The following is a 23,689-nucleotide window of genomic DNA, read 5'->3' as shown; positions in this document are numbered from 1 at the left end:
GGAAACGGCAAAATGCCCCGAACAGGTCGAGGCATTTTTTTGGTTATGCGGTGAGGCTTGGGTTTTCACACAGTCTGTACCGGAGAGGTGTTCAGTTGTTACTTCTTCTGCACAAACGACAGCCAGCGTTCTTCTGCCTTGATGCCGTCTGCCGATGCCCACCATTTGGCCGACAGCAAGGCCTGACGGGAGATGTTTTCTGGTGCTGAAGGCAGCTTGGCAGCACGTTCGGCCGGAATCGTGCCGGTCTTGAACGCTTCCGGATTCAGCGGGCCGTAATCAATGATCATCGGCAATGCCGCCTGCAGTTTTGCATCGATGGCTTCGTTGACGAACTTCATGGCCGCGACTTTGTGTGGCGAGCCTTTGAGCACGCACAGCGAGTTGGTTTCCAGCACACCCTGGTTGTAATCGAAGGCGACCGGTGCGCCGTCGGCCTGTACCGCTGTAATGCGGCCGTTCCACGCCTGAATCATGTCCACTTCGCCGTCGCTGATCAGTTGTGCGGACTGGCCGCCCGATGTCCACCAGGTCGCGATGTGCGGTTTGATTTCTTCCAGTTTCTTGAAGGCGCGTTCTACATCCAGCGGGTAGAGCTTGTCGGGGGCGACGCCGTCAGCCAACAGTGCGATTTCCAGGGTCGGACGCGGCAGGTTGCGCAATGAACGCTGCCCAGGGAATTTCTTCGTGTCCCAGAAATCAGCCCAGGTCTTCGGCGCCTTGTCGTCTTTGAATGCATCGGTGCGGTAAGCCAGCACGGTGGAATAGCTGATGTAGCCAACGCTGTAATCATCCTTGAGGTCCGCAGGCAATTGCGCTGCGTTGGGGATCAGCGCCAGGTCGAGCTTTTCGAACAAACCTTCCTGCTGGCCGCGAACGCAGTCGCCGGTGGGCAGGTCCACCACATCCCAGGTGACTTTGCCGCTTTCGACCTGGGTCTTGATGATCGGATAGGCTTTGGGCGAGCTGTCCTGTTTCAGCGTAAGGCCGAGCTTCTTCGCGGCAGGCTCGAGGATCGCCTTGCTTTGCGCTTCCTGATAAGCGCCGCCTTGGGACACAAACGTGATGTCTTCAGCAAACGCCATATTGGCGCAGCCGGTAAGGATTGCCAGACTCGCCAGTTTGAAGCTGCGGATACTCGATGCTGTCATATGAAGGTCTCCCCGATGGTTGGCAGATTTCTTGAGCGAGCTGGAGATTTGCTGTCGGTCGCTCTGCGGGACCGTGCTTTTAATTTACTGGCATGTCGGGAAATGAAGCGGGCACAAATGCGCGGCGCAGAAGCGCTTTATTGCGAAAAGGGGAGGAGGGACGGCATGTCGTGCGCTGAACGGCCGCCAAGTGTTTTCTCTGTCAGCGACGCGGTGTTTGTAGGAGCTGCCGAAGGCTGCGATAGCGGTGTGTCAGGTTGAACGCTATCGCAGCCTTCGGCAGCTCCTACAGAGAGAGTATGTCAGCTCGCGGTTTGCAGCACCGACACCGGATAAATCGCGGTGAAAGCCCCGTCGTCGACACTGATCGCCCGGCAGTCCACGCCATACACATGGGCAAGGTTTTCCGGGGTCAATGTGCTGCGCGTCCGGCCGCTGCAGTGAACGTGGCCGTGATGCAGCATCAACGTGTCATCGGCGTAGCGGCTGGCCAGATTCATGTCGTGGAAGATCGCCAGAGTGACGATGTTTTCCTTGCGGGTATAAGCGCTGACCGCGTCGAGAATCTGCAGTTGATTGGCCAGGTCCAGCGCGGAAGTGGGTTCGTCCAGCAGCAACAGGCGCGGGCTGCGGACCAGCGCCAGTGCCAGGGAAATCATCTGCCGCTCGCCTCCGGACAACTGCCCCGGCTGGCATTCGGCAAAACGCTGCAAACCCAGCAGTTCAAGCATTTCACTGGCTTTGCGCTGCGCATCCTTGCCGGTTGCCCAACCGCGTGCGCTGCCGTGCTGAGCGAGCAGCAGCAGTTCATAGGTGGAAAGACGTACGTCCAGATGCGCCAGATCCTGAGCGACGTAGCCAATCAGTTTGGCGCGTACCGCTGCAGATGACCCCAGCAGGTCGATGCCGTCGATGGTGGCCGAACCTTGCGCTTTGGTCAGCCCGCACAGGCCTTTCATGAACGTCGATTTGCCCGCGCCGTTGGCACCCAGCAGCGCCAAGGTACGGCCTGCTTCGGCTTTCACCGCCAGCCCGTCGAGGATGGTGCGGCCGTGGATCGTGACGCGATAGTCAGCAGTGGAGAAGCTCATCGGGAAGTCAGTCTCCGGTCGCGCAGGATAAGAATGATGAAGAATGGCAAGCCGATCAGTGAAGTCACCATGCCGATGGGCAGCACTGCGCCCGGCACGATCAACTTGCTGGCCAGCGAAGCGAGGGTGACGAAGATGATGCCGCAGGCAATGGTCACACCGATGGTGAAGCGTTGATCTTCGCCCACCAGCAAGCGCGCAACGTGGGGTGCCACCAAACCGACAAAGCCGATGATGCCAACTACGGAGGTCACCGCACCGGCCAGTAATGCAGCCAGCATCAGCATCACGGTCCGAATGCGTCGCACCGGAATGCCGAACACCACCGCCTGTTCACCAAAACTGCGCAGTGCGGTCAGCGCCCAGGCCTGAACCAGCACCACCGGAATGGCAATTGCCGCGATAATCGCGCACAGCGTGACCTTGTTCCAGGTCGCGTGCAGCAGCGAACCCATGAGCCAGAACACGATGCTTTGCAGTTGATCGACGCTGGCCACGTATTGCACCAGACCCAGCAACGAACTGAACACGAAGTGCACGGCGATCCCCAGCAGGGTAATCGCTTGCAGGCCTACATGGCCGCGGGTCAGCAGCAGAATGATGCCCACGGTCAGCAACGAGAACAGAAAGGCGTTGCCGGTGACCAGCAAATCGGCACCAAACCCCGGCAGGGCATTGCCGAGGGAAAAGTTGAAAGCCAATGCCAGCGATGCGCCAAAGCCCGCCGCCGAGGAAATCCCCAACGTAAAGGGTTCGGCCAGCGGGTTGTCGAGCACCGTCTGCATCATCAGCCCGGCCAGCGCCAGACAGGTGCCCGCGAGCACCGCCATGAGCGTCATGGGCATGCGCAGCTCCCAGAGGATCACTCGGGTGCTGGCATCGACACTGTCAGGCTGCAACAGTCCGCTCATGGCCTGACCGAACGTCAGCGTCCCTGAGCCGACGATCAGGTCGGCAATGAAAGCCACCACAGCGATCACCAGCAGGCTGATCAGCAACACCGTGCGCTTCCACACGGTGTGGGTGTAGCGGGTCTGGTAGCTGCTGGTGTCAGATGAAGCGTTACCGATAGAGGTCGTCATGGTTGCGGGTCATTTACCGGTAGCAGGTGCAGGGGCGTACAGAATCGCAGGGACTGCCTTGATACCGGTCAGGGCGAACAGCGCCTTGAGGCTGGCGTCTGCATCCAGTTGACTGGCACTGTCCGGATAGAACGCCTGACTCAGGTTTTCCACTGCCAGAATGTTCCAGCTGCTGGCGTAGAACTGGTGGTAGACACCGTAAACACGACCGTTCTGGCTGGCCTTGAGTTGAGCGAAGCCTGGGCGTTGTTCCAGCAACTTCAACTGACGCTGGATGGCGTCGAGTTTGACGCTTTCACCGAAGCCAAACGGTGGCGAGACGGAGGTATTGCCCGGGAACTGGGTGCCGGTCATGACATACACCTCCGGCTGTTTGCCCAGTACGGTCTCCAGCGTGACGTCGCCGGTCGCGCCCGGCAGCAGTTGCGAACCGAGGTTCACGCCACCTGCCGCTTGAACAAGCTTGCCCCAGTACACATCGCCGTGGGTGAAGCAGCAGGCCGATGCGCCGCCCTGGCCAGCTTTGGCTTCGACGAACACCAAGGGTTTCTTGTTGTGTTCCTGAGTGATGGCTTCGACTTTAGCCAGTCGGGATTTGTAGAAATCGATATAGGCCTTGGCTTCTTCTTCGCGGTTCAGCACCTGACCGAGCAGGGCTACGGTTTTCTGGCTGTTGACCACCGGCTCCAGATCGCTGTCGACGAACAGCACCGGGATTTTCAGCGCGGCCAGTTTCTGCGCCACACCGGCGTTTTCCAGCGAAGCGCGGGCGCGGGTCTGGAATACCAGCAGGTCCGGGCGAGCGGCCACGACGGCTTCGAGGTTGAGATCACCGTCGTCACCGAACTTCATGTCGGTGGCTTGATTGGCGGTTTTTGGCCACTGGTTTTCGAAGACTTTCCAGGTGTTGGGATCGGAACGCTTGATGATGTTGTTCCACGCCACAACGCGCTGGAACGGATCGGCGCGGTCGAGCAGGGCCAGGGTGAACAGGTCGCGGCCGTCCTGCAAAACGATGCGTTTTGGTTCGGCGGGGATTTCAACCTGACGGTTGGCAACGTCGGTGACAGTGACTGGATAGGTGGTTGCGAAGGCCAGGGTCTGACCGGCTAGCAGCAGGCTGACGCCGACTGCGAGATGTGTGAACAGGCGCATTGAATTACCCATACCGAGAGATGAGGACGAATCGGCCGCAGGCAGCACGACATATCCGCCGTAAAAAAGTGCGCACAGGGTAACGGAATTGTTCTCATTCGTCAGTTTTTAGCATTGTGGGAGCCGAGCTTGCTCGCGATAAGGATGAGCGCGATGGACCTCAGATCGCATGCGCCTTATCGCGAGCAAGCTCGGCTCCCACAGGTCCAGCGACCGGCTCAAATGATGGGGCAATATCAAAATCGGCGGCGGGAATTCCCGTGACCCACTGATCAGCAATCACTCCGCCAACAACACCGCCGCATCAAAGCCCATCCGCAGGTTGCCCCAGTGGCGGCCGTCGAAGAAGAAGGGCACGTCGATCTCGGTCATGATTTCGCCGGTGTCGCGCAGGTAGGTCTGAAGCAGGAAACGTTGGGTGTTGCCCGCCGCACGCAGGCCGATCGGATCGGAGAACATGCGTTTGTTGCGGCACACCGGCAGGTCGATGGCGCGGTCACCGGTCGGTGGTTTGGATACCCAGCTGTTGTTCACCGGGCAGTAACCCTTGGTGTCGACGATGAAAGACACCTTGCCGCCTTTGGTGCCCTTGGTCAGCTTGTCGCACTCTTCCTGGCAGACCTGGGCGAAGCGTTCGGTGTAGCTGGTCAGGTACTGCTTGGGATCTGTGCCGGGGATCAGCTTGTAGCTTTGATCAAACAGGTTAAGCCCGCTGCGGTGCAATTCTGCCAGTCGTTCCTGCAGGATGTCGCGGCACTGGCTGGCGCGGGTAATGGCGGCATCCAGCGCGCCATGGCCCAGGACGAACTTGCCGAGCATGGTTTGCACGCGTTCGGCAACGCCCGACAGATCACGGGTTGCTGTCGCTGAATGCTGCATGCGTTGGTCAATGGACTGGCTGTCGGCGTAAATCTGCGTTACCCGGTCGTTGATCCCGGTGTTACTTTCCGCGAACTGCAGGATGTGCTCGGCGATGTCAGCAAGCTTGCCATTGGTGGATTCGAAGTCGCCGATCATGCTCTCGAAATGGCCCGAAGCGCGTTCAACGACTTTCTGGGTTTCCCGAGCGCTATGACTGATCTGCGTGGTTTGCTCGTGGGTAGAACTCACCTCTTTGAGCATCGCGTCGATGTTCTGCGAAATATCGTCAGTGGCCTTGCTGACGTTCTGCGCCAGGGTACGGACCTCATCGGCCACCACCGCAAAGCCCCGGCCACTTTCCCCGGCGCGGGCTGCTTCGATGGCCGCATTGAGCGCCAGCAGATTGGTTTGCGAGGAAATCTGCTGGATCAGGCCCACGATAGACTTGATACTCGTCGAGCGCTGATTGAGCGCCGACACCAGAGTGCCGAATTCATTGAGACTGCTGGATATTTCGCTGATGTTGCCGGTGACTTCCAGCAGTTCGGCGTAGGAGTCGCGGGCCATGCTCAGGTTCTGCGCGGTGGTGCTGGAGATGCCCTGGGTCTGCTGGGAAACCTCCTGGATATTGCCTACCGCCATGTTGCTCTGATCCATCACTTCCTTGGCAAAGCGTGCCTGATGGGTGGCGCTGTCGCTGGAGTCGCTGATGTTTTTCAGCGAGCGTGCCGATTCAACGGCGATGTGAACGGTCAGGGCCTGAACGTTGCTGATGATTTCCCGCTGCTTGCCCAGGAAACGGTTGCAGGTGCTGGCCAGCACGCGAATTTCGTCGTGGGTCAGCAGGGGCAGGTCTTTGGACAGGTCGCCTTCACCGTTGGCGATCTCTGCAAGAGCATTGGTCATGTGCGTGACCGGGCGCACGATCAGGTGGCGAAAATACCAGACCATGAAACTGACCATGAACAGCGTAAACAGCGTGCTGAACAGGATGGCGTTGCTGAGCCCGTTCAGGCTGCCTTCAATCTGGCCGAGCAGGGCAGCGTCCAGTTGTGCGCCGCGTAACTGCTGAACGATGTCTGCACGAATGCTCAAGGCAATCCAGTACAGCAATCCACTGACGGCAACCAGCAGAAAAAGGCTGGAGAGCTTTTTCGTCAGAGAATCGAAAAACTGCATTTCGATGGACTCATACAAGGCCTTGAATGTCCCCATGCCGCTGCTCCTCGGAAAACTTATTAATTATTCTTTAATGGGTAATCTTCGACCGCTGAGGCCAAAGCTTTAACCTGAACGGTCGTAGGCAGCTGTAAACAGAAGCGAACCCGCCAGATCGTCAGCGATCTGACGGATATTTTTATAGGTCCACGGTGGCGTTGCTCGCCACTCTGTTCCGGCCAGACGCCTTGGCATAATAAAGCTGCTGATCGGCCCGCTTGATCAGCGCAGTTGTATTGGCATCTGCGGTATCGGCCAGGCCAATACCGATGCTCACGGTCACTTGCCCGACCAGGTCGAAGGTTGCATCGGCAACGGCCTTGCGAATTCTTTCTGCAACAACTTCCGGACTTTCCGCGCCTTCCGGCTCTGGCAGCAATACGGCGAACTCTTCACCGCCGTAACGGGCCACGAAGTCGGTGGCGCGGGTGTTTTCCTGAATGATCTGAGCCAGTTGATGCAGCACGTCGTCACCGGTGGCATGACCGTAGGTGTCGTTGACGTTTTTGAAGTGATCCGCGTCGATGAACAGCAGGGCGAAGGGGCGGCCGCTGCGTTCAAACAGCTGGTTGCATTCGGCAAGCTTTTCGTCAAAGCGGCGACGGTTGTAAACACCGGTCAAGGCGTCATGGGTCGCCATTTTCAACAGATCGGCATTGGCTTGGGTGAGGGCGGCGGTGCGCTGCTCGACGGTGGCCTCAAGAGACGCGTTGGTGTCTCGCAGTTCGCGTTCCTTGGTCAGCAGCGATTCAGTCATGCTCTGAATGGACTGGCCCAGTTGGGCGATCTCCCGGACCGAATGCGTTTGAGGGAAATCTGCGCCGGGCTGTTTGGCCTCAACCTGTTTGGCAGCCTTGGCCAATTGTTCGATAGGGCGGCTCATGTGCTGCGCCAGGTAGTAAGCGACCAGGCCAAACGCCAGCGCGGCGAACACACCCAATATCAACAGCTTATAAAGCAGGATCCGCGCAGGTTGCAGCGCGGTATCAAGAGGCTGGCGAACCACGATGAACCAGGCCAGATTGGCGGACGGTGGCGTCGGGACCTTCAACACGCTGGACAGATAGTCGGCGTTTTCTGTCCATTCCGGCGCGCCGGCTGGCTTCTCGCTGCTAGAAAGTCGCTGCGTTGCCAGCAGCTCGGGGCGCTTTTGGCCGATCATCTGTTGTGGATACAGCACCACGCCATCGCCATTGACGATCAGCACTTCAAGATCAGCGGTCGCGCCTTCACGCAGAATGGCCGATTCGACAATTCGGGTCATCCAGCTCCAGTGCACGTGAGCGCTCAGCACGCCAACCACGGTGCCGTCGGCGGTGCGGATCGGCGCAGCAAAATCGATGAAACGCAGCAGTTCGCCACTGGCATTGGCGGGCAGCAGTTTGGCGAGCAATACCGCTTCATGAGGATCGCCGGTATACGGTCCTTGCAATCCGGCCTTGAACCATGGGCGTTCCAGCACGGACTGGTTGACCAGCAGGCCATGCACCGCCTGCCGAACGTTGCCTTTGATGTCAGCGACACCCATCCAGGCGTACTCGGAGTGAGACTGGGTGCGCAACTCCATCGACGGCAGAATGTCCGGGTCATCCAGGTTGCCACGTACCAGATGTGGCTCCCGGCTCAGCAGGAATATCTCAAGCTGACGCTCGCGTAACTGAGTGCCCAGCATCATTGCCGCTGACTTGGCGGTGCTCAGCAGCGAACTGCCACTGGCTTGTTTGATTTGCTCGGTGGCGATATGGCCGACATAGAAACCCACGCTCAGCAGGGCGAGCAGCGACAACCCGGCGAACCAGAGTGTCAGGTGGCTGCGCAGGCTGGCTATTATCATGGGTGATATCTGGCTATGTGGAATCACGGCATGTTATGCGCAAGTCGTGCCAGCCGCCAGTGGCGTTTTTTAGTTACGTGCTGATGGTTCGGGGCCGTCACCAGAGCGGCTCGACAGATATTCCCTGAGCCGATGCTGAAAGTGCGTTATAGCGACGTTATTCGCCAGGAAAGCCTCTATGGTCGTGACAGCCCAGCGCTGGCCTTCGTTGCCGAAACGTATGTTGGCGAATGTTCCCGACGGAACCTGTGCCACGAAGAACCAGGTATCGAGGCCGCCCAGCCCCTGGCCCGGGTAAACCCGAGTCCAGACGATATGTTCAGGGGCAATGGTCAGCCCAAACTCCTCCTCGGTTTCACGCAGTGCGCACGCCAGCGGCGTTTCTTCGCCCTCGCGTCCGCCACCGGGGAGGTCCCAGAGGCCAGGCCACGGAATAGAAGTTTTGTCATCGCGCAGGTAGCTCAATATCAAGCCTTCGCAAAGCAAGGCGATTTTAGCGCCGGAGAATGGCGGATGCTTCGGCATGTCTTGGGGCCTGGTGTGCGACTTCAGGGCGGACAAGCCGCTTTTAGTCGGATAAATAATCGATAATCGCACGCTTTTGTATTTCGTGAATCGTGCTACTGCGCCTATTTTGATCCGCTTTTTCGAAGGAAATGTCTTCGCAGAGGTTGTTTTTCGAGGAATTTCAAGAATATTCGATACGCAGCTTTTCGGATTAAGGGTCAATAATCAACGTTTTTGGATATTGACCGAATTAACCGGTTAGTACATTTTCCATGTCATAAACCTTTGCCATCAGAGCGAAGGGACAATAAAAACAATGGAGCCACCTCATGCGACAGCAATTGCTTGTTCTCGATCCCCCTCTCTGTGCTCGACTGTTAACCCCAAAGGTAATAGCTCGCGGCGTTTGCGCGTGCGCACCTCAGACCGGTTCAGCCCGGTAACAGCGATGCCGGGTTAATCGCGTCAGGTTCAGGGTTTCCGCGAGGCAATAATAATGAAAAGAATAGTCGAGCTGTATTTCAAGCTGCTCAAGTTGCTCATCGTGCTCTGCATGATTGGCATGCTCGTGCTGGTTTTCGGCAACGTGGTGCTCCGTTACGCCTTCAACTCAGGCATCAGCGTCTCGGAAGAACTGTCGCGCTGGCTGTTCGTCTGGATGATCTTTCTTGGTTCGCTGGTCGCGCTCAAAGAACGTGCGCACATGGGCTTCGACAGTCTAGTGCGTCGTTTGCCAGCGGGTGGCAAGCGTTTCTGTCTGGTGATCGGCCATGTGCTGATGCTCTACATCTGCTGGCTCATTTTCAGCGGCAGCTGGCAACAAGCGGTTATCAATCTGGATGTGGTCGCGCCAGCGTCGGGTCTTTCCATGGCGTTGTTCTATGCGGCCGGGCTGGTCTTCGGTGCCTGTGCTGCGGTCATTCTGTTGTATGACTTGTACCTGGTGCTGAGCGGCAAACTGGCGGACGACGAGCTGGTGATGGTCACTGACAGCGATGCCGCCGAGGAGATCAAGCATATCCATACCCCGTCATCGACCACCGAGAGAACTCACCCATGACTCTGGTTATTTTTCTCGGTTCGCTGATCGCCACCATGGCGCTGGGCATTCCAATTGCTTTCGCCTTGTTGCTGGTGAGCGTGGCGTTGATGGTGCAGCTTGATCTGTTCGATGCGCAGATCATTGCGCAGAACCTGCTCAACGGTGCCGACAGTTTCCCGTTGATGGCCGTGCCGTTTTTCATGCTGGCTGGCGAAATCATGAACGCGGGCGGCCTGTCCAAACGCATCGTCAACATCGCCATGGCATTGGTAGGGCACAAGCGCGGTGGTTTGGGTTACGTGGCTATTCTGGCCTCCTGCCTGCTGGCTTCGCTGTCGGGTTCTGCGGTGGCCGATGCCGCTGCGCTCGCCGCACTGCTGGTGCCGATGATGGTGCGGGCCGGGCACAACCGGGCTCACTCGGCGGGCTTGATCGCAGCGGGGGGGATTATCGCCCCGGTGATCCCGCCAAGCATTGGGTTCATCGTGTTTGGTGTGGCGTCCGGCGTCTCGATTTCCAAGCTGTTTCTGGCCGGGATCGTCCCGGGGATTATGCTCGGCGCGTCGCTGGCGGTGGCCTGGTGGTTCGTCTCCCGCAAGGAAAATATCCAGCCGCCTCCCAAGCAAAGTGCTGCGCAAATCATGCGTGCGTTGATCGAAGGCCTGTGGGCGCTCGGCTTGCCGCTGATCATTATTTTCGGTCTGAAGTTCGGCATTTTCACACCTACCGAGGCGGCAGTGGTCGCAGCGGTGTACTCGCTGTTTGTGGCATTGGTCATTTACAAGGAGTTGAAGATCAACCAACTGTACGACCTGATCCTTTCATCCGCGAAAACCACGTCGGTGGTGATGCTCCTGGTCGCTGCAGCCATGGTCTCCGGTTGGCTGGTAACCATCGCCGAGTTGCCTGAGCAACTGGCGGGCGTGCTTGAACCGTTCATGGACAACCAGACGATTCTCTTGGTCGTGATCATGCTGCTGGTGATTGTGGTGGGCACCGCCATGGACATGACTCCGACGATTCTGCTGCTGACTCCCGTGTTGATGCCCGCGGTGGTCATGGCCGGTATCGATCCGGTGTATTTCGGCGTGCTGTTCATGATCAATTGCGCCATCGGCCTGATCACGCCGCCCGTGGGCACGGTGCTGAACGTGGTGTGCGGCGTGTCCAGAATCAGCATGGATGAAATCATTCGCGGTGTCTGGCCGTTCATGCTGGCGCAGTTTGTGGTCCTGTTTCTGCTGGTGTTGTTCCCTTCGCTGGTGCTTGTACCGCTGAAGTTTTTCACCGGCTGATGTCGGTGGGCATTTCCGTAACTCGACTCTAAAAACAATATGGAGAGTGACATGCAAAAACTGATGAAAACCCTGCTGGCAGGTGCCTGCGCCACAGGCCTTCTACTGGGCAGCATGGCCAGCCACGCGGCTGAAATTCGTGAGCGAACCTTGCGCTTCGCGTTCCAGAACGTACAGGAGCATCCTCAGGGGCAGGGCGCACAGAAGTTCGCCGAACTGCTGGCCAAAAGCAGTGGCGGCAAGATCAAGGTCAAACTGTTTCCGGGTGGCACGCTGGGTGGCGACGTCGTCACCGTTTCCGCGTTGCAAGGCGGCACCCTGGACCTGACCGTACTCAACTCCGGCATCCTCGCGGCTCAAGCGCCGGACTTCGCCATGCTGGACTTCCCGTTCCTGTTCAACAACGTCGAAGAGGCCCATGCCGTTATCGACGGCCCGGTCGGACAGAAGCTTGCCGCACAACTGGACAGCAAAGGGCTGGTCAGCCTGGGTTATTGGGATCTGGGGTTCCGTAACGTGACCAACAGCAAGCACCCGATCAACAAACTGGAAGACATGCAGGGCCTGAAAATCCGCGTGATCCAGTCGCCGATCTATCTGGACACCTTCAATGCGCTGGGAGCCAACCCGGTGGCGATGGCATTCCCTGAGGTCTATACCGGCCTGGAGCAGGGCGTAATCGACGGCCAGGAAAACCCGCTCACGGTGATTCAGGGCAGCAAGTTCTACGAGGTGCAGAAGTACATTTCAACCACCGGTCACATCTTCAATCCACAGTCTTTCATCATTGGCCAGAAGACCTGGAACAAGCTTAATGATGATGAGAAAAAGCTGGTTAAAGAGGCCGCTGTAGAGGCTCAGAAGTATCAGCGAGAAGTCACCGCGAGCAGTATGGCGAGTGCACGTGGTTATCTTGAACAGCAGAAAAACGTTGCCGTGAACGATATTTCTGCCGAAGAGAAAGACCGTTTCCGCGAACGCGTTCAGCCTGTGATCAAGAAGTACTCGGAAAAACTGGATGGCAGTCTGGTGAAGCTGATGTACGACGAAATCGCCAAGGTGCGTGCCGGGCAGTAAGCCCTGACGACCAACGCCAGTCGCTAAGCCGTCCTGAGATGCCTTTGACGGCTGGCAGATAACTTTTCATCGGCGATGCGAGCCTTTTCAAGGGCGCGCATGGCTGTGCTCGTCCAAATGAAAGTGGGGATAACAAAAATGGCTAAATTAAATACCCTTGCAGCAAGCGTTCTTGGCTTCAGCACCACCGCACTGGGCCTTTCGCTGATTGCGCCGGGGGTGGCAACGGCTGCCGGTTTCGTCGACGACGCCAAGGTCAATCTGGGCCTGCGCAATTTCTATATCAATCGCAACTTCGTCGATCCTTCTAACCCGCAGAGCAAGGCGGAGGAATGGACTCAGAGTTTCATTCTGGATGCGAAGTCCGGCTTCACCCAGGGCGTGGTGGGTTTTGGTGTTGATGTGCTGGGCATGTGGTCGGTGAAGCTGGACGGCGGTGGCGGTACTTACGGCACTGCTTTGTTGCCACGCCACAGCGACGGACGTCCGGCGGATGACTTCGGTCGATTGGCGGTGGCGGGCAAGGCGCGTATTTCCAAAACCGAGTTGAAGGTGGGGGAGTGGATGCCGGTGTTACCGATCCTGCGTTCCGATGACGGCCGCTCGCTACCGCAGACCTTTCAGGGCGCGCAGATTACCTCCAATGAAATCGACGGCCTGACCCTGTATGGCGGCCAGTTTCAGGGCAATAGCCCGCGTAACGATGCCAGCATGGAAGACATGAACTTCGGTGGCGGCGTGTCTGACCGGTTCAACTTCGTCGGCGGTGAATACAAGTTCAACCAGAACCGCACCATGGTCGGCCTGTGGGGAGCGGAACTCAAAGACGTTTACAACCAGCAGTATCTGCAATTGGTTCACAGCCAGCCGCTGGGTGACTGGACGCTGGGCGCGAATCTGGGCTTCTTCAAAGGCGGGGAGGACGGGCGGGAGCTGGCCGGTAAGCTGGATAACAAGACATACTCGGGGCTGTTCTCGGCCAAGTATGGCGCTCATGTGTTCTACGTGGGTTTGCAGAAAGTCAGTGGCGACACGTGGATGCGGGTTAACGGCACCAGTGGCGGCACCCTGGCCAACGATAGCTACAACGCCAGCTTCGACAACGCGGAGGAACGTTCATGGCAACTGCGTCACGATTATGATTTCGCCGCGCTGGGCGTCCCGGGTCTGACCCTGATGAACCGCTACATCAGCGGTGACAACGTCAGAACATCGGCCACCAATGACGGCAAGGAATGGGCGCGGGAAACCGAACTGGCCTACACCATCCAGAGCGGTGTGCTGAAAAAGCTCAACCTGAAGTGGCGCAACTCCACCATGCGTCGTGATTTCAGCAACAACGAGTTCGATGAAAACCGCCTGATCATCAACTACCCGTTGTCGATTTTGTAAGGCTACAAATGTCAGGTTGGAATGCCATTCCCTTGTAGGAGCGGCCGGACGGCATTCCCACTTGCCCACGATAAACGATAACGTGGTCTGTCTTGAAACTACGACACATGCATCGCGGGCAAGCCTCGCTCCCACAGGGTTCTGCGTCTTGCCTGGGCTCCCGGTAGGAGCGAATTCATTCGCGAAGAGGCCAGTACAGACGCCGCCTATGTTTGACCTGAAACACCGCCTTCCCGAATGAATTCGGTCCCACAGGGTTCTGCGTCTTGCCTGGGTTACCGGTAGGAGCGAATTCATTCGCGAAGGGGCCAGTACAGACGCCGCCTGTGTTTTGCCTGAAACACCGCCTTCCCGTGAATTCGGTCCCACAGGGTTTTGCGTCTTGCCTGGGTTACCGGTAGGAGCGAATTCATTCGCGAAGAGGCCGGTACATCCGCAGCCTGTGTTTCGCCGAAATACCGCCTCCCGAATGAATTCGGTCCTACCGGGTTCTGCGTCTGGCTCAAGTGACGGTTATGCCCCGCCAGCCTCACTTCAACAGCTGTTTCACCAACTCCGGTGTCACGTAATGCGGGCCGTCGAACAGGTACAGCGGATAACCGTCATACGCTTCCAGTTGCGGTTTCAGCTCTTCGGCAGTGGCGGAGCGGAAACCGCCGCCGTATTGCGGCCTGAAAGCCTCGGCGATGATTCTGACGCGATCCTTGCCCAGTCGGTCGCGCATGGCGTCGGCGTAAGTGCGAGCAACCGGAGCGGTGCGGGCATAGACGCCGACGCCGTCCTGAAAGAACACACCAATGTCATCCGGCAACCATTGCTTGAGCCAGTCAGCAGTCGCAGCGGGGCCGATGTTGGCGCCGTCGTAAACACTGATCCAGAGTGGTCTAGGCAGCTTGGCCAGCAAGGCGGGCAGGTCTTTGGCCTTGGTCCAGCTTGGATCGACTTCAGCCGGGAAGTAATAACCCGTGACATGCAACGGTAAAGACAGCCTGGCAATGCTCTCCGAAAGTTTCGCCAATTGCTCGACGTTGTCCCGAGAGCGATTTTCGCTGAAATATCCGGCCAGACCGATGATGACGTCTTTGGCCCAAGGCTCTTTGCCGATGCGTGCCCAGTCCGGCATCACCGGTACGGCAGGCAGGCCGGTACCGGGAATGAACGCCTGATCATCGACCACCGTCCACTGCACCAGCAGTTCCCGCGCGCCGAGCTTGTGCCAGTCGCCCTTGATGCCCACCGTGGCATTGTCCGGTTGCCAGACCATCCCGACGACGCCGGGTTTCAATGGTTTTACTGCGTTGGTAATCAACATGGCGATCCCTGTCCCTATCATGGCTGCAAGCAGCAGAGCGGTCAGAGTCGCACGGTTCAAGGGCCTTCCCAAAATCCTCAAGGGAGTGCCTGCTTGATGCGCTGATGCCACTGGCTCAACGACACTACGCCTTTGGCGTTCCAGTTGGCTGACGCATCAGGGCCTTGATGGAACTGCCCTTCGTTGAATTGCCAGACGATGACTTGAGGTTTGTGCTGGGCAAAATCCGGGGATTGCAGATATTGCAGCAGGGTAGCCCAAGGGCCCACATCACCGGGGTTCCAGGTCAGCGTAACGGGACGATCCAGCGCGTTGGACAGCTTCTGAGTGAAGCCCAGATAAGGCTGCACAAAGCTGTTGCCGATAACCTGCAAAGGCGCTGGGGCATCATCGATCAGCAGGTCTTTTTCCACCTGATGCCGCACGGTGTAAATGTCGCGGCCAATGGCTTTGCGTTTGATGGCTGGCAGGAAGTTACTCGCCAGGTCACCAAAGGCGCGTTTGTCGAACCACTCACCCAACACGGCGCCGCCACCGGGTTCGCCTTGCAGCTTATAGCGCTGGTTGATCAGCCGGGCCGTCGCATCAGCGGTGTTCTCGGCACTCCAGGCGGTCCAGTGATAGTCGGCCCGGTAGAACGCGGTGTGATCACCTTGTTCTGTCTGTTGCAGAATCGGCTTGATGTTCAGCGTGGTCAGGCCCGCTTTGCTCATCGCTCCTTGCAGCTGATCGTAGCGCTGAGCAACGGCCGGGCTCAGTGGCTGATCAGCCGGCAGGCGTTGCGCATAAAACGGCGCTTTCATCGGCACGACCAACACAACCAGAGCGATCTTGTTGCGCTCAAGTTGCTGTTGCAGGTCCTTGATCAGGGCGATGCTGCGAGTCGTACCGGCATTGTCGACCTTGGTCAGGCTTTCCCAGGCCGGAAACAACCAACCGTCCTTGCCGGTGATCACTGCCGAGGCTGCCTGTGCGGGCTGGCTGGAAACGCCCAGCAGAATCGCGGCGAACATGGCCGATAACGGCAGACGACGAGAGGGGCGGGCGTTCGTCACGGGTACTGCTTTCATAAGCTTGATCATGGCGCAGTCTGATCGACGAGGCCCACCAGGCGCGGGGTCTGACCAGAGCCGATCAGGAACAGGCTGTAGCGATCACCGGCCTTGAACGGTTCAAGTTTGAACGGCAGGCTGGCGCTCTGACCACAACTGGCAATCAGGGTCGCCTGCACCGGATTGATGGTGCGCTGCGCCTGACCTTTCAACGGCAATTGGCTGAATACAGTCGAGCCGTTGGCCAGTTTGATGTCGGCCTTGTCACAGCCATTGCTCAGGTTGTAAATGTTCAGCTCGGCGCGCAAATCCTTGCCACGCACGGGCGGATCAATCACCACGCGCGGCGCAGCAGCAGGGTTGCTGTCGAGGATCAGGGTGACAAAAGCATTGGCCGGAGCCTTGAGGTCTTTTATCTCCCGACCATTCACCGTCAGGCGCAAAGGCTGACGGCCATCGACTACCTGAAACGGGCTTGCCAGCGCTGACTGGGCAGACAGATTGAAGCTCGTGCCCTGATCAATGCGGACCTGCATCGTGGAGTCGGTTGGATTGACCACCCGAACCCAGGCCGAGCCTTCCGGTAATTTGGATTCGTACAACTGAGCAATTTCAGATGCGGCGTGGGCTGTTGTGGCGGCCAGGCTCAAGCCCAGCCACACGCAGATTCGAGGGTACATATCAGTCCTCAGTAAGAGTAAGTCAGTCGGGCAAACACGCCTTTGGCGCGATCATCGCCAGACACTTTCACTCGATATTGCAGAGAAAAATCCACGTAAGAGCGTGGCGCGTTGTACGCGTCTTCACGGAACCAGTAGCGCACGTTATTACCCACACCAACGCCCGCGGCGTGGCCTGAAGAGTAATCCGCACGGCCATCGGAGCCGGTTTCGCTGTTCATTTTCGAGTCGTAATCGTAGGCCGCCACGACATGCGGGAAGGTGACCCAGCGCGAGCCCGTGCCACCGATGGCATAGCTGCGGCCGCCTTGCCATTCGCTGTTGAAGTAGTTGCGCGAATCATTGACGTAGTGCCCGGCCTCGGCGAACAGTTGCGAAGTCCACCAGCTTGGCGTATCGACGCGCAGATCAGTGCCAATGCTGGAGCCATAGCCCAAGCGCAGCAGCCAGTCGCCGTCGACATTGGACGAGCCCAGCGGGAAGGTACGCTCTGCTGCCGCCATGACGTTCAGTGACGAGAACGGTTTGATCCGTACGCCCAATGCGCCCTGGAGCGCGTCCATGCCGGTGTCGGAGTCGCTGTTCTTGGCCCACAGGGTGTCGGTGATCCGCCCGTAAAGCTCAACGAAGCGTGCATTGCGATAACCCAGCGGACGCCACGACAGTTCAGTACTGTTTTGCAGGCTGTCGTTGCTGCTGCCGCCACTTCCGCCGTTGCCATTGCTGCCTGTGCTCGGCGCAGAACTCAAGCCACTGCTGGAGCTGTTACCGCGATAACTGGTGGTGCTGATCAGGCCCCAGGTGCGCGATACATCGGCAACTGCGCGACGGGTATCGAACAGCTGTTGCGCAGGCATGTCCAGGGCACCGGCATTCTGTGCATCGATCACCCGCTTGAAGTAGCCCACCGCCTGCTCGTCATCGTTGACGCGCATGGCGTTGTAAGCCGCATCCTGTGTCGCCGTTGGCGGCAGCGGGGCTTCGGCGTCAGCCTTGCGAAATGATTCATGCGCCGCGTCGTCGTCACCGGCCTGTACCGACAGGTACGCAACCTGAAGGTTGCTCATGCCCTCCAGCTCACCGGCATCGCGCGATTGCTGCAAGCGTTCGCGTGCGGTCTTGCGTTGGCCCAATGCAGCGTAAAGGCTGGCTTCTTCGTACGTGGGCAGGCTGCCCAGTGCCAAGGCCTGGGTGAAGTCTTTGCGTGCTCCGGCATCATCTCCGGTTTGTTGGCGCAGACGACCCCGTTGAGCCAACAGGCGAGCGTCGTCGCCATTGGCGGCAATGCCTTCACTGGCGGCGTCGATGGCTTCCGGGAGGCGCTTCTGTTCGGTCAGAGCACTGACCAGAAGGCTGCGATACGCCGGATTTTGCGGTGCACGACGAATCGCTTCCTGGGCGAGGGTGGCTGCTGAAGCAGCGTCCTTGCGCGCCAGTGCGGCATAGGCCTGCACCGCGGTGTCGGTCCCGGCATCTCGCTGATTACCCGGCCAGATATCGCAGATCAGACCGAAAGCACTTTCCTGACAGTTCAACGCAGGCGCAGGGAAGCGAACCGCTGTTTTCAGGCCATTGCTTTTTTGTCGCGCCACGACTTGCGCAGCAGCACGACGACGGGCAACTTCGCCGCCTTCGTCTGGCTTCAATTGTTGCAGCTGGTCGAGTGCTTGTTGCGGGTTGCCGTTGGCCAGGGCCAGATCGGCTGCGAAGAAGCGAATCTCGCGTTCTTCGGAATCCAGCAAACCCTCGATGGCCAAGGCCCGATTAAGGTCGGCCTGGGCTGCCTGGGTTTTGCCCTGGCGATCCAGTGCGTAGCTGCGCAGGATCCAGGGTGCAATCTCACCGTCGTCCTGAGCCAGCGCGGCGGTAGCGGCTTTTTCGGCTGCTGGATAGTCCTTGGAGGCGAGGAGGGCGCTGATCAGCAGTTGCTGATTTGCACTGATTTCCGGCGCCCAGCCGACAGCCCTTCGGGCCTGTTCAACTGCCAAAGGCAGGTTGTTCTGTTCCAGCGCACGATAACCGGCGATGGACAGCGGTGCGGCAATCTGACGGCGAATAGCTTCGCGGCGCATCAACAGCGCGTCGTCATCCGGGAACACCCGCAGCGCTTCGGTGGTCGCCTGATCGGCTTCGACCAATTGCTGTTGGCGTTGCAAGGACTCGATCAGCAACAGCCGGTAATCCATGCGCTTTGGGGCCAGGGCAATGGCTTTACGAGCGGACTGCGCGGCGAGGCCGAAGTCGTCGCGGTCGTAGGCTTTGAACGCCTGAGCGGCAACGCTGAAACCCGGAGCGGGCTTCGCCTGCGGATAACGACGAGGGTTATCACGCGCCTCTTTATCGCGCTGCGCCAGTTCGATCAGCCGATTCAAGCGGGTCACGTCTGCGCGCTGACGCAAAGCCTCGCGGGCTTTGGCAATCGCCAGGTCGTAATCCTTGCGCTCGTAGGCGCTGTAGGCTTCGTTCGCCGCTTGATAGGCGGGGCCGGTCAGCGGCAGCGGCAGTGCTTCGGCGTAGCTTAACGCTGGCAGCAGGCTTGCACCGGCGATTACAAGGCTCAGCAGTGAGCGTTTCATAATGCCGGCTCCGGCTGATAATGGCTGTGCTGACGGGCAACCGCCTGTTCGATGGTTGCGCGAGGCAGCACGCCGATATCCACGAGGTAATCACCGATACGACCATGTTGCTGTGGTTTGTAATGCAGCATCGCATCGTTGAACACGTTGCGATCCAGCAGACCCATTTCGATCAGCAGGTCACCCAGCAGTGGTGCGCTGGCATGCGGCAAGGCGCGATCATCCGGTGCATCCAGTTGACGCAACTGATTGATGATTTCGCTTTCCCGAGCGATCAACTGCACAGGCTCGCTGCCCAGTTGCGCGCTGACCTGCTCAAGCCCTTCGGCTGACAATGGGCTGGCCACGGCAATTTGCTGACGGCCCTCAGGGCTCAGGCCAACAGGCACTGCCCGCCAGCGCAAGGCAAATTCGTCGGCCAGCGCAGGTTCTGCACGCTCAGCCTTGCCGGCCACGTCGAACACCCGCGGCAAGTCGTTCTGGAAGGCGATGGCTTCGGCCAGGGTTTCATCGTCCAGCCAGCCGTTATTGAGCAAAATGCGCCCCAACGGCAGTTGGCGAGTCTGTTGTTCGGCCAGTGCGCTTTCCAGATTGGTGTCGTTGATCGCTTGCCATGACAGCAGCACGCTGCCCAGTTTGCGTGGAGCAACCGCTACCAGGTCAGTGGACGGGAAGTCATGCATGGTTTTGTCCCAGACCAGCTTGCGGTTCATCACCTTGCCAACGATAAACATCTTCCAGGCACGGGAAGCGGCCATGAAGTTGACGAAGTTGCCAACGACCATGCGTGGGATAGACAGCAGCGCATGCTGCCAGCCGTACAACACACCGGTGAAGTAGCAGCGGTGAATGACGCGCCAGGCCAATGCAATACCGTTGGCCAGCAACAGGTATTTGATCCAGCCGTTGGCTTCGAACGGGGTAGGGAAGCTCACATCCCACACGCCGCTTTGACGCAGGATGATCAAGACCAGCAGTTGCACCAGAATCAGGTACGCAATGATGCTGACGAAAGCCGTCACAACACCTTTGCGGTCACGGAACAGCAAATAACGGTTGGCCAGCGAACCGGTCCAGCCCATCTGCTCCCAGCCTTGCAGGCCGATACCCAGTGTCCAGCGGGCTTTCTGACGAAATGCGGTGCGGAACGTATCGGGGAAGAATTCCCGTACGCACAACGGCATTTTCAGGGTCGATTCGTAAGGCTTTCTGAACCACGATTTACGCAGCACCCGGTATTCCACCGGGAAGCGCACGAAGATCGCGTTCATGCCGACTTTGGACAGGCGAGCGCCTACATCATAGTCCTCGGTCAGGCTGTCGGTGTTGAACGGCATGTTCTGGGTTTCCCCGGCCAGCACCTGCAATGCCCGATGGGAGAAGCAGGTGCCAACACCGGCGGAAGGCACGGTGTCGCTCATGCTTTCACGCACCACAAGGTCCTTGCCGTGCCATTCGGCAAACTCATCCATGTAAGTGCCCGCAACCCATTCGTACCAGTTGCGTTCCAGTGAAACCACCGGTAGCTGGATCATGTCCTTGCGCGGCAATAAGTAGTTGAACAGACGCAATTCCAGCGGGTGCAGCACGTCTTCACTGTCATGCAGGACCACGCCAGCGAAGGTCATGCCGTGGGTTTTTTCGTGAAGGAAGATCGCCTGAATCACCCAGTTAAGGCAGTCAGCCTTGCAGGTCGGCCCGTCGTGCGGGACTTCTACACGGTGCAACTGCTTGTAACGGCGACGCATGCGTTCCACTTCGTCGATGGTGCGCTGATCATTGATGTAGGTGCCGACAAAAACCACGTAGTTCTGGTAGTCCAGCGTCGACACCATGTTCTCGATCATCGGTGCGATGACGTCGTATTCCAGCCACGCCGGAACCATGATCGCCAGGGGTTGCTCATCCCGGGCGAGCAGTTGGTCGGCGGTCAGGGGCCGGTATTTGCGCCCTGCGGTGAAGCTGCGGAATATCCGGCGAGACCAGTACCACAGGTCGATGAACAGGTCGTCCAGGCTGGAAATCAGGATCAGCACCGCGATCACGATCGTGGCGACTTCCAGAACGCTGTAGTAGTGGGCCAGCCAGTAAGGCCAATAAAGCGACGTCATCTCAGGTTCCCGTTATTGACGATTGCGACGGGCGCTACGGCCAGCCAGCAACAACACGAGGAACAACAGAATGCCGCCCGGAATCAGCCACAGCAGGGAAGGCGTGCGCCATGCATCCAGACCTTTAGGCTCGTCGTCATCAATCATGCGGCTGCCGTTCGGGTCTTTGCTGTCCAGTGTGGTCAACACACCGTTGTTGCCCAGCACGCTGGTATCGCCGCGGGTCAACAGGATTGGTTTGGCGAACTGCGGAGCATCGCTGCCCAGCGCCTGATAGATCAGACCACGCTGACTGCCGGACTCAACCACTTGCAGCGAGGCAAGGTTGTTCAGCTGGGTGATGTCCAGCAAGACTTTATCTTTGTCGTTGATGCGCAGGCGGCCCTGGTCATCGACTTGCAGCGCTTGCTTGCTGTCGGCGACTGGCAGTGCGAAAGCCAGGAAGGATTTTTCCGGCTTGACCGCGGTTTTCGGGTCAGCGCTGACTTTCAATTGCGCGCGCAGTGGCGAAACACCGGTGGCGCTGGCGACTGAAATCACTTGCGGCAAGCTGCTGGCCGGGTGATCAAGCCAGGTTTGCGGGACCAATACCTGAGTATCAACCGCGAAGCGTGCAGCCATGCCTGCGAAGTCATCACTTGGCGTGGTTTTTTCGAGGACGATGTGGCTGGTTGGGCGTACCGAAACCGGGAACGCCTGTGGCGTTTCCAGGCAGCGATCGCTGACCGGCTGACGCTGGAAGGAAACGCGCAGGACGTTGGTCGAACCCAGTGCGTAACGCGGGATGCGCGCTTCGATGCGTTGCTTCTCGCCCGTGGTATCAAGCTGCTGCGCGCCGATCAGGTAATCATTGAGGAACACCGAAGCGACCGGAGCCGTGTCCGATGCGCCAGGTGCGGCAGCGATATCAATCACCGCTTTGACCGGCAGACGCCCGTCATAAGCCACGGCGCCCAACGGGAACGAGGCGCTCCAGTCAGCCTTGGCCAATACGTCGATAGTGCCAGGCTGGCCGCCCAGTCGCGACAGCGCTACACGGCCGTCGGTGTCCAGCGGAGCCTGAGCTTCGCTGATGGACAACTGGCGGGTGCGGGCCAGTTTGTTCCAGGCCGAGCTGAACATGGTCAGCGCTTTGGTAGTGGCGTCCGGTGCAATCATCAGCATCGGGCGACTGCCCAGCAATGCCAGACGCACGTTTTCCTTACCGGTTTTCTGGCCAGCGTTGATGTGACGCTCACGCCATTGGTTAAACGCGTCTACCGCAGTCGCGTCGCGACCCTGAATCTGCGCTTGCAAGGCATCCAGCGAATCGTTGATTGCTTTCAGCAACTGCGGATCATTGATTGCCAGGTCAGCCTGTACGTTTGGCGTCTGGCCCAGTACCAACAAGGCACCGATCTGTGCCGGGTCGCTCAGGGTTTGCGTGCCTTTGCCATTAAGGCTGGCGAAGGCCGGGATGTTCAGCAGCTCGGCCGGGATACGCAGAGCGCTCAGGTCGACGCTGTCCTGCAAAGCAGGGAAGGGCAGGATGCGCGCGTGTTTGCCGATGCGCTCCAGAGCCACACCGATACGCCATGCGGCGTCGTAGCTTTCAGCAGACAGGCTGCCCGGAGCAACCATAATGCCTGGCTTGCCGGGGAGGGCATTCCACGCCGCGCCGATGTCCTGTAGATCATTGGCGTCGTAGCTGTAGGTCAGACGGGTCGCCGGATCGATGCGCAACACGTTGCCGATCACGCGTTCGTCTTCGCACAGTACGCGAGAAACGATCGACGACCAGGCGACGCCCAATCGCACCGAACCGCTGTCGCGGGCGGCCTTGTCAACGCCCAGGGTAGCGCTGGCGTTGCCTTGCGGCTCGGTCAGGCCTTCGGCGCGTACCGGGAAGCCGTCCAGCGACAGCAACATGGTGTTGCGTCCGCCTTCGCCGTTCAGGTAGCTGGCGTCGAATTGCAGGGTTGCGTCAGTCAGCGGTACACCGGCCGGAACCGGAAGATACAGCTCGCGGCGCGAGTCAGTGGAGCCGAGGATGATCGGCGCATCGATACCCAGATCGCTGAGACGGATCTCGCGCTGCTGTTGGGTATCAGTGTTCAGCCGGTTGATTGCCTGAGTGAGCGGGCTGTCCGCGGCCAGGGCGAAATTCGGCATGAGCGCGAGCAGGCTCACGCCACAGGCTAGGGCGCTGAGCGCGCCCGATTGGGTGGCAACGGAAGACTTCATTCAGGCAGATCTCGGGCTGTTAAGGGGCGA

General features: G+C 58.8%; 17 protein-coding genes. 4 read left to right on the top strand and 13 right to left on the bottom strand.

What is annotated here, in order from left to right; genetic code table 11:
- Window positions 1–98 precede the first annotated feature (98 nt).
- The 7 genes from RX972_RS10950 to RX972_RS10920 form a co-directional block, all read right to left on the bottom strand.
- On the bottom strand, window positions 99–1,151 hold the full coding sequence (locus RX972_RS10950; RefSeq protein ID WP_027900148.1) for an ABC transporter substrate-binding protein: 1,053 nt from the start codon (window positions 1,149–1,151) through the stop codon (window positions 99–101).
- 302 nt (window positions 1,152–1,453) lie between these two features.
- The gene (locus tag RX972_RS10945) at window positions 1,454–2,242 is read right to left on the bottom strand and encodes an ABC transporter ATP-binding protein (protein ID WP_316874990.1); all 789 of its coding nucleotides are present in this window, start codon (window positions 2,240–2,242) and stop codon (window positions 1,454–1,456) included.
- Complete coding sequence (locus RX972_RS10940) at window positions 2,239–3,324, bottom strand: FecCD family ABC transporter permease (protein ID WP_099269407.1); 1,086 nt, start codon at window positions 3,322–3,324, stop codon at window positions 2,239–2,241. Before RX972_RS10940 ends, RX972_RS10945 begins: the two co-directional genes overlap by 4 nt.
- A gap of 9 nt (window positions 3,325–3,333) precedes the next feature.
- Window positions 3,334–4,479 carry an ABC transporter substrate-binding protein gene (locus tag RX972_RS10935; protein WP_049826911.1) on the bottom strand — a complete coding sequence of 382 codons (1,146 nt, stop codon included), beginning with the start codon at window positions 4,477–4,479 and terminating at the stop codon, window positions 3,334–3,336.
- A 279-nt stretch (window positions 4,480–4,758) separates the two neighbouring features.
- Entirely contained in the window at window positions 4,759–6,555 is a 1,797-nt protein-coding gene (locus RX972_RS10930; protein ID WP_231677105.1) for a methyl-accepting chemotaxis protein, read from the bottom strand.
- Between the two features lie 142 nt (window positions 6,556–6,697).
- Window positions 6,698–8,392: a diguanylate cyclase gene (locus RX972_RS10925; RefSeq protein ID WP_316874980.1), complete on the bottom strand. Its 1,695-nt coding sequence runs from the start codon at window positions 8,390–8,392 to the stop codon at window positions 6,698–6,700.
- Window positions 8,393–8,461: 69 nt separating this feature from the next.
- A complete protein-coding gene (locus RX972_RS10920) occupies window positions 8,462–8,917 on the bottom strand; it encodes an NUDIX hydrolase (RefSeq protein WP_231677107.1) in 456 nt (151 codons plus the stop codon).
- A 478-nt stretch (window positions 8,918–9,395) separates the two neighbouring features.
- Between RX972_RS10920 and RX972_RS10915 the strand changes: the two genes are divergently transcribed.
- The 4 genes from RX972_RS10915 (at window position 9,396) to RX972_RS10900 (ending at window position 13,705) form a co-directional block, all read left to right on the top strand.
- Window positions 9,396–9,959: a TRAP transporter small permease gene (locus RX972_RS10915; protein ID WP_316874977.1), complete on the top strand. Its 564-nt coding sequence runs from the start codon at window positions 9,396–9,398 to the stop codon at window positions 9,957–9,959.
- Window positions 9,956–11,236 carry a TRAP transporter large permease subunit gene (locus tag RX972_RS10910; protein ID WP_122394667.1) on the top strand — a complete coding sequence of 427 codons (1,281 nt, stop codon included), beginning with the start codon at window positions 9,956–9,958 and terminating at the stop codon, window positions 11,234–11,236. The genes RX972_RS10915 and RX972_RS10910 overlap by 4 nt, the downstream gene beginning before the upstream one ends.
- A 51-nt stretch (window positions 11,237–11,287) precedes the next feature.
- Window positions 11,288–12,313 (top strand): TRAP transporter substrate-binding protein, encoded by a 1,026-nt coding sequence (locus RX972_RS10905; RefSeq protein ID WP_027900488.1) that lies wholly within the window; start codon window positions 11,288–11,290, stop codon window positions 12,311–12,313.
- Between the two features lie 138 nt (window positions 12,314–12,451).
- Window positions 12,452–13,705, top strand: a complete 1,254-nt coding sequence (locus RX972_RS10900) for an OprD family porin (RefSeq protein ID WP_316874975.1) — start codon at window positions 12,452–12,454, stop codon at window positions 13,703–13,705.
- 529 nt (window positions 13,706–14,234) lie between these two features.
- Here RX972_RS10900 and RX972_RS10895 read toward each other — a convergent pair.
- The 6 genes from RX972_RS10895 to RX972_RS10870 form a co-directional block, all read right to left on the bottom strand.
- The gene (locus RX972_RS10895; RefSeq protein ID WP_410478220.1) at window positions 14,235–15,017 is read right to left on the bottom strand and encodes a hypothetical protein; all 783 of its coding nucleotides are present in this window, start codon (window positions 15,015–15,017) and stop codon (window positions 14,235–14,237) included.
- 77 nt (window positions 15,018–15,094) lie between these two features.
- Window positions 15,095–16,087 (bottom strand): alginate O-acetyltransferase AlgX-related protein, encoded by a 993-nt coding sequence (locus RX972_RS10890; protein WP_316874971.1) that lies wholly within the window; start codon window positions 16,085–16,087, stop codon window positions 15,095–15,097.
- Window positions 16,088–16,095: 8 nt separating this feature from the next.
- Window positions 16,096–16,749: an alginate O-acetyltransferase AlgF gene (locus RX972_RS10885; protein WP_122704014.1), complete on the bottom strand. Its 654-nt coding sequence runs from the start codon at window positions 16,747–16,749 to the stop codon at window positions 16,096–16,098.
- Between the two features lie 8 nt (window positions 16,750–16,757).
- Entirely contained in the window at window positions 16,758–19,325 is a 2,568-nt protein-coding gene (locus RX972_RS10880; protein ID WP_316874968.1) for an NfrA family protein, read from the bottom strand.
- Window positions 19,322–21,436 carry a glycosyl transferase family protein gene (locus RX972_RS10875; protein WP_099269419.1) on the bottom strand — a complete coding sequence of 705 codons (2,115 nt, stop codon included), beginning with the start codon at window positions 21,434–21,436 and terminating at the stop codon, window positions 19,322–19,324. The genes RX972_RS10880 and RX972_RS10875 overlap by 4 nt, the downstream gene beginning before the upstream one ends.
- Before the next feature lie 12 nt (window positions 21,437–21,448).
- Window positions 21,449–23,659 (bottom strand): cellulose biosynthesis cyclic di-GMP-binding regulatory protein BcsB, encoded by a 2,211-nt coding sequence (locus RX972_RS10870; RefSeq protein WP_122394662.1) that lies wholly within the window; start codon window positions 23,657–23,659, stop codon window positions 21,449–21,451.
- Window positions 23,660–23,689: the final 30 nt, after the last annotated feature.

This window comes from Pseudomonas syringae group sp. J309-1, assembly GCF_032582135.1.
Taxonomy (GTDB): domain Bacteria; phylum Pseudomonadota; class Gammaproteobacteria; order Pseudomonadales; family Pseudomonadaceae; genus Aquipseudomonas; species Aquipseudomonas quasicaspiana.
The sequence above is the reverse complement of the archived record's forward strand: the minus strand, read 5'-3'. Positions and strand labels throughout refer to the sequence as shown.

What these genes read in the sequence shown, in the direction of transcription:
- RX972_RS10910 (WP_122394667.1), top strand. Translation starts at nt 9,956, where the DNA reads ATGACTCTGGTTATTTTTCTCGGTTCGCTGATCGCCACCATGGCGCTG.
- RX972_RS10875 (WP_099269419.1), bottom strand. Translation starts at nt 21,436, where the DNA reads ATGACGTCGCTTTATTGGCCTTACTGGCTGGCCCACTACTACAGCGTT.
- RX972_RS10920 (WP_231677107.1), bottom strand. Translation starts at nt 8,917, where the DNA reads ATGCCGAAGCATCCGCCATTCTCCGGCGCTAAAATCGCCTTGCTTTGC.
- RX972_RS10915 (WP_316874977.1), top strand. Translation starts at nt 9,396, where the DNA reads ATGAAAAGAATAGTCGAGCTGTATTTCAAGCTGCTCAAGTTGCTCATC.
- RX972_RS10935 (WP_049826911.1), bottom strand. Translation starts at nt 4,479, where the DNA reads ATGCGCCTGTTCACACATCTCGCAGTCGGCGTCAGCCTGCTGCTAGCC.
- RX972_RS10895 (WP_410478220.1), bottom strand. Translation starts at nt 15,017, where the DNA reads ATGTTGATTACCAACGCAGTAAAACCATTGAAACCCGGCGTCGTCGGG.
- RX972_RS10905 (WP_027900488.1), top strand. Translation starts at nt 11,288, where the DNA reads ATGCAAAAACTGATGAAAACCCTGCTGGCAGGTGCCTGCGCCACAGGC.
- RX972_RS10945 (WP_316874990.1), bottom strand. Translation starts at nt 2,242, where the DNA reads ATGAGCTTCTCCACTGCTGACTATCGCGTCACGATCCACGGCCGCACC.
- RX972_RS10900 (WP_316874975.1), top strand. Translation starts at nt 12,452, where the DNA reads ATGGCTAAATTAAATACCCTTGCAGCAAGCGTTCTTGGCTTCAGCACC.
- RX972_RS10885 (WP_122704014.1), bottom strand. Translation starts at nt 16,749, where the DNA reads ATGTACCCTCGAATCTGCGTGTGGCTGGGCTTGAGCCTGGCCGCCACA.
- RX972_RS10950 (WP_027900148.1), bottom strand. Translation starts at nt 1,151, where the DNA reads ATGACAGCATCGAGTATCCGCAGCTTCAAACTGGCGAGTCTGGCAATC.
- RX972_RS10870 (WP_122394662.1), bottom strand. Translation starts at nt 23,659, where the DNA reads ATGAAGTCTTCCGTTGCCACCCAATCGGGCGCGCTCAGCGCCCTAGCC.
- RX972_RS10940 (WP_099269407.1), bottom strand. Translation starts at nt 3,324, where the DNA reads ATGACGACCTCTATCGGTAACGCTTCATCTGACACCAGCAGCTACCAG.
- RX972_RS10930 (WP_231677105.1), bottom strand. Translation starts at nt 6,555, where the DNA reads ATGGGGACATTCAAGGCCTTGTATGAGTCCATCGAAATGCAGTTTTTC.
- RX972_RS10890 (WP_316874971.1), bottom strand. Translation starts at nt 16,087, where the DNA reads ATGAAAGCAGTACCCGTGACGAACGCCCGCCCCTCTCGTCGTCTGCCG.
- RX972_RS10925 (WP_316874980.1), bottom strand. Translation starts at nt 8,392, where the DNA reads ATGATAATAGCCAGCCTGCGCAGCCACCTGACACTCTGGTTCGCCGGG.
- RX972_RS10880 (WP_316874968.1), bottom strand. Translation starts at nt 19,325, where the DNA reads ATGAAACGCTCACTGCTGAGCCTTGTAATCGCCGGTGCAAGCCTGCTG.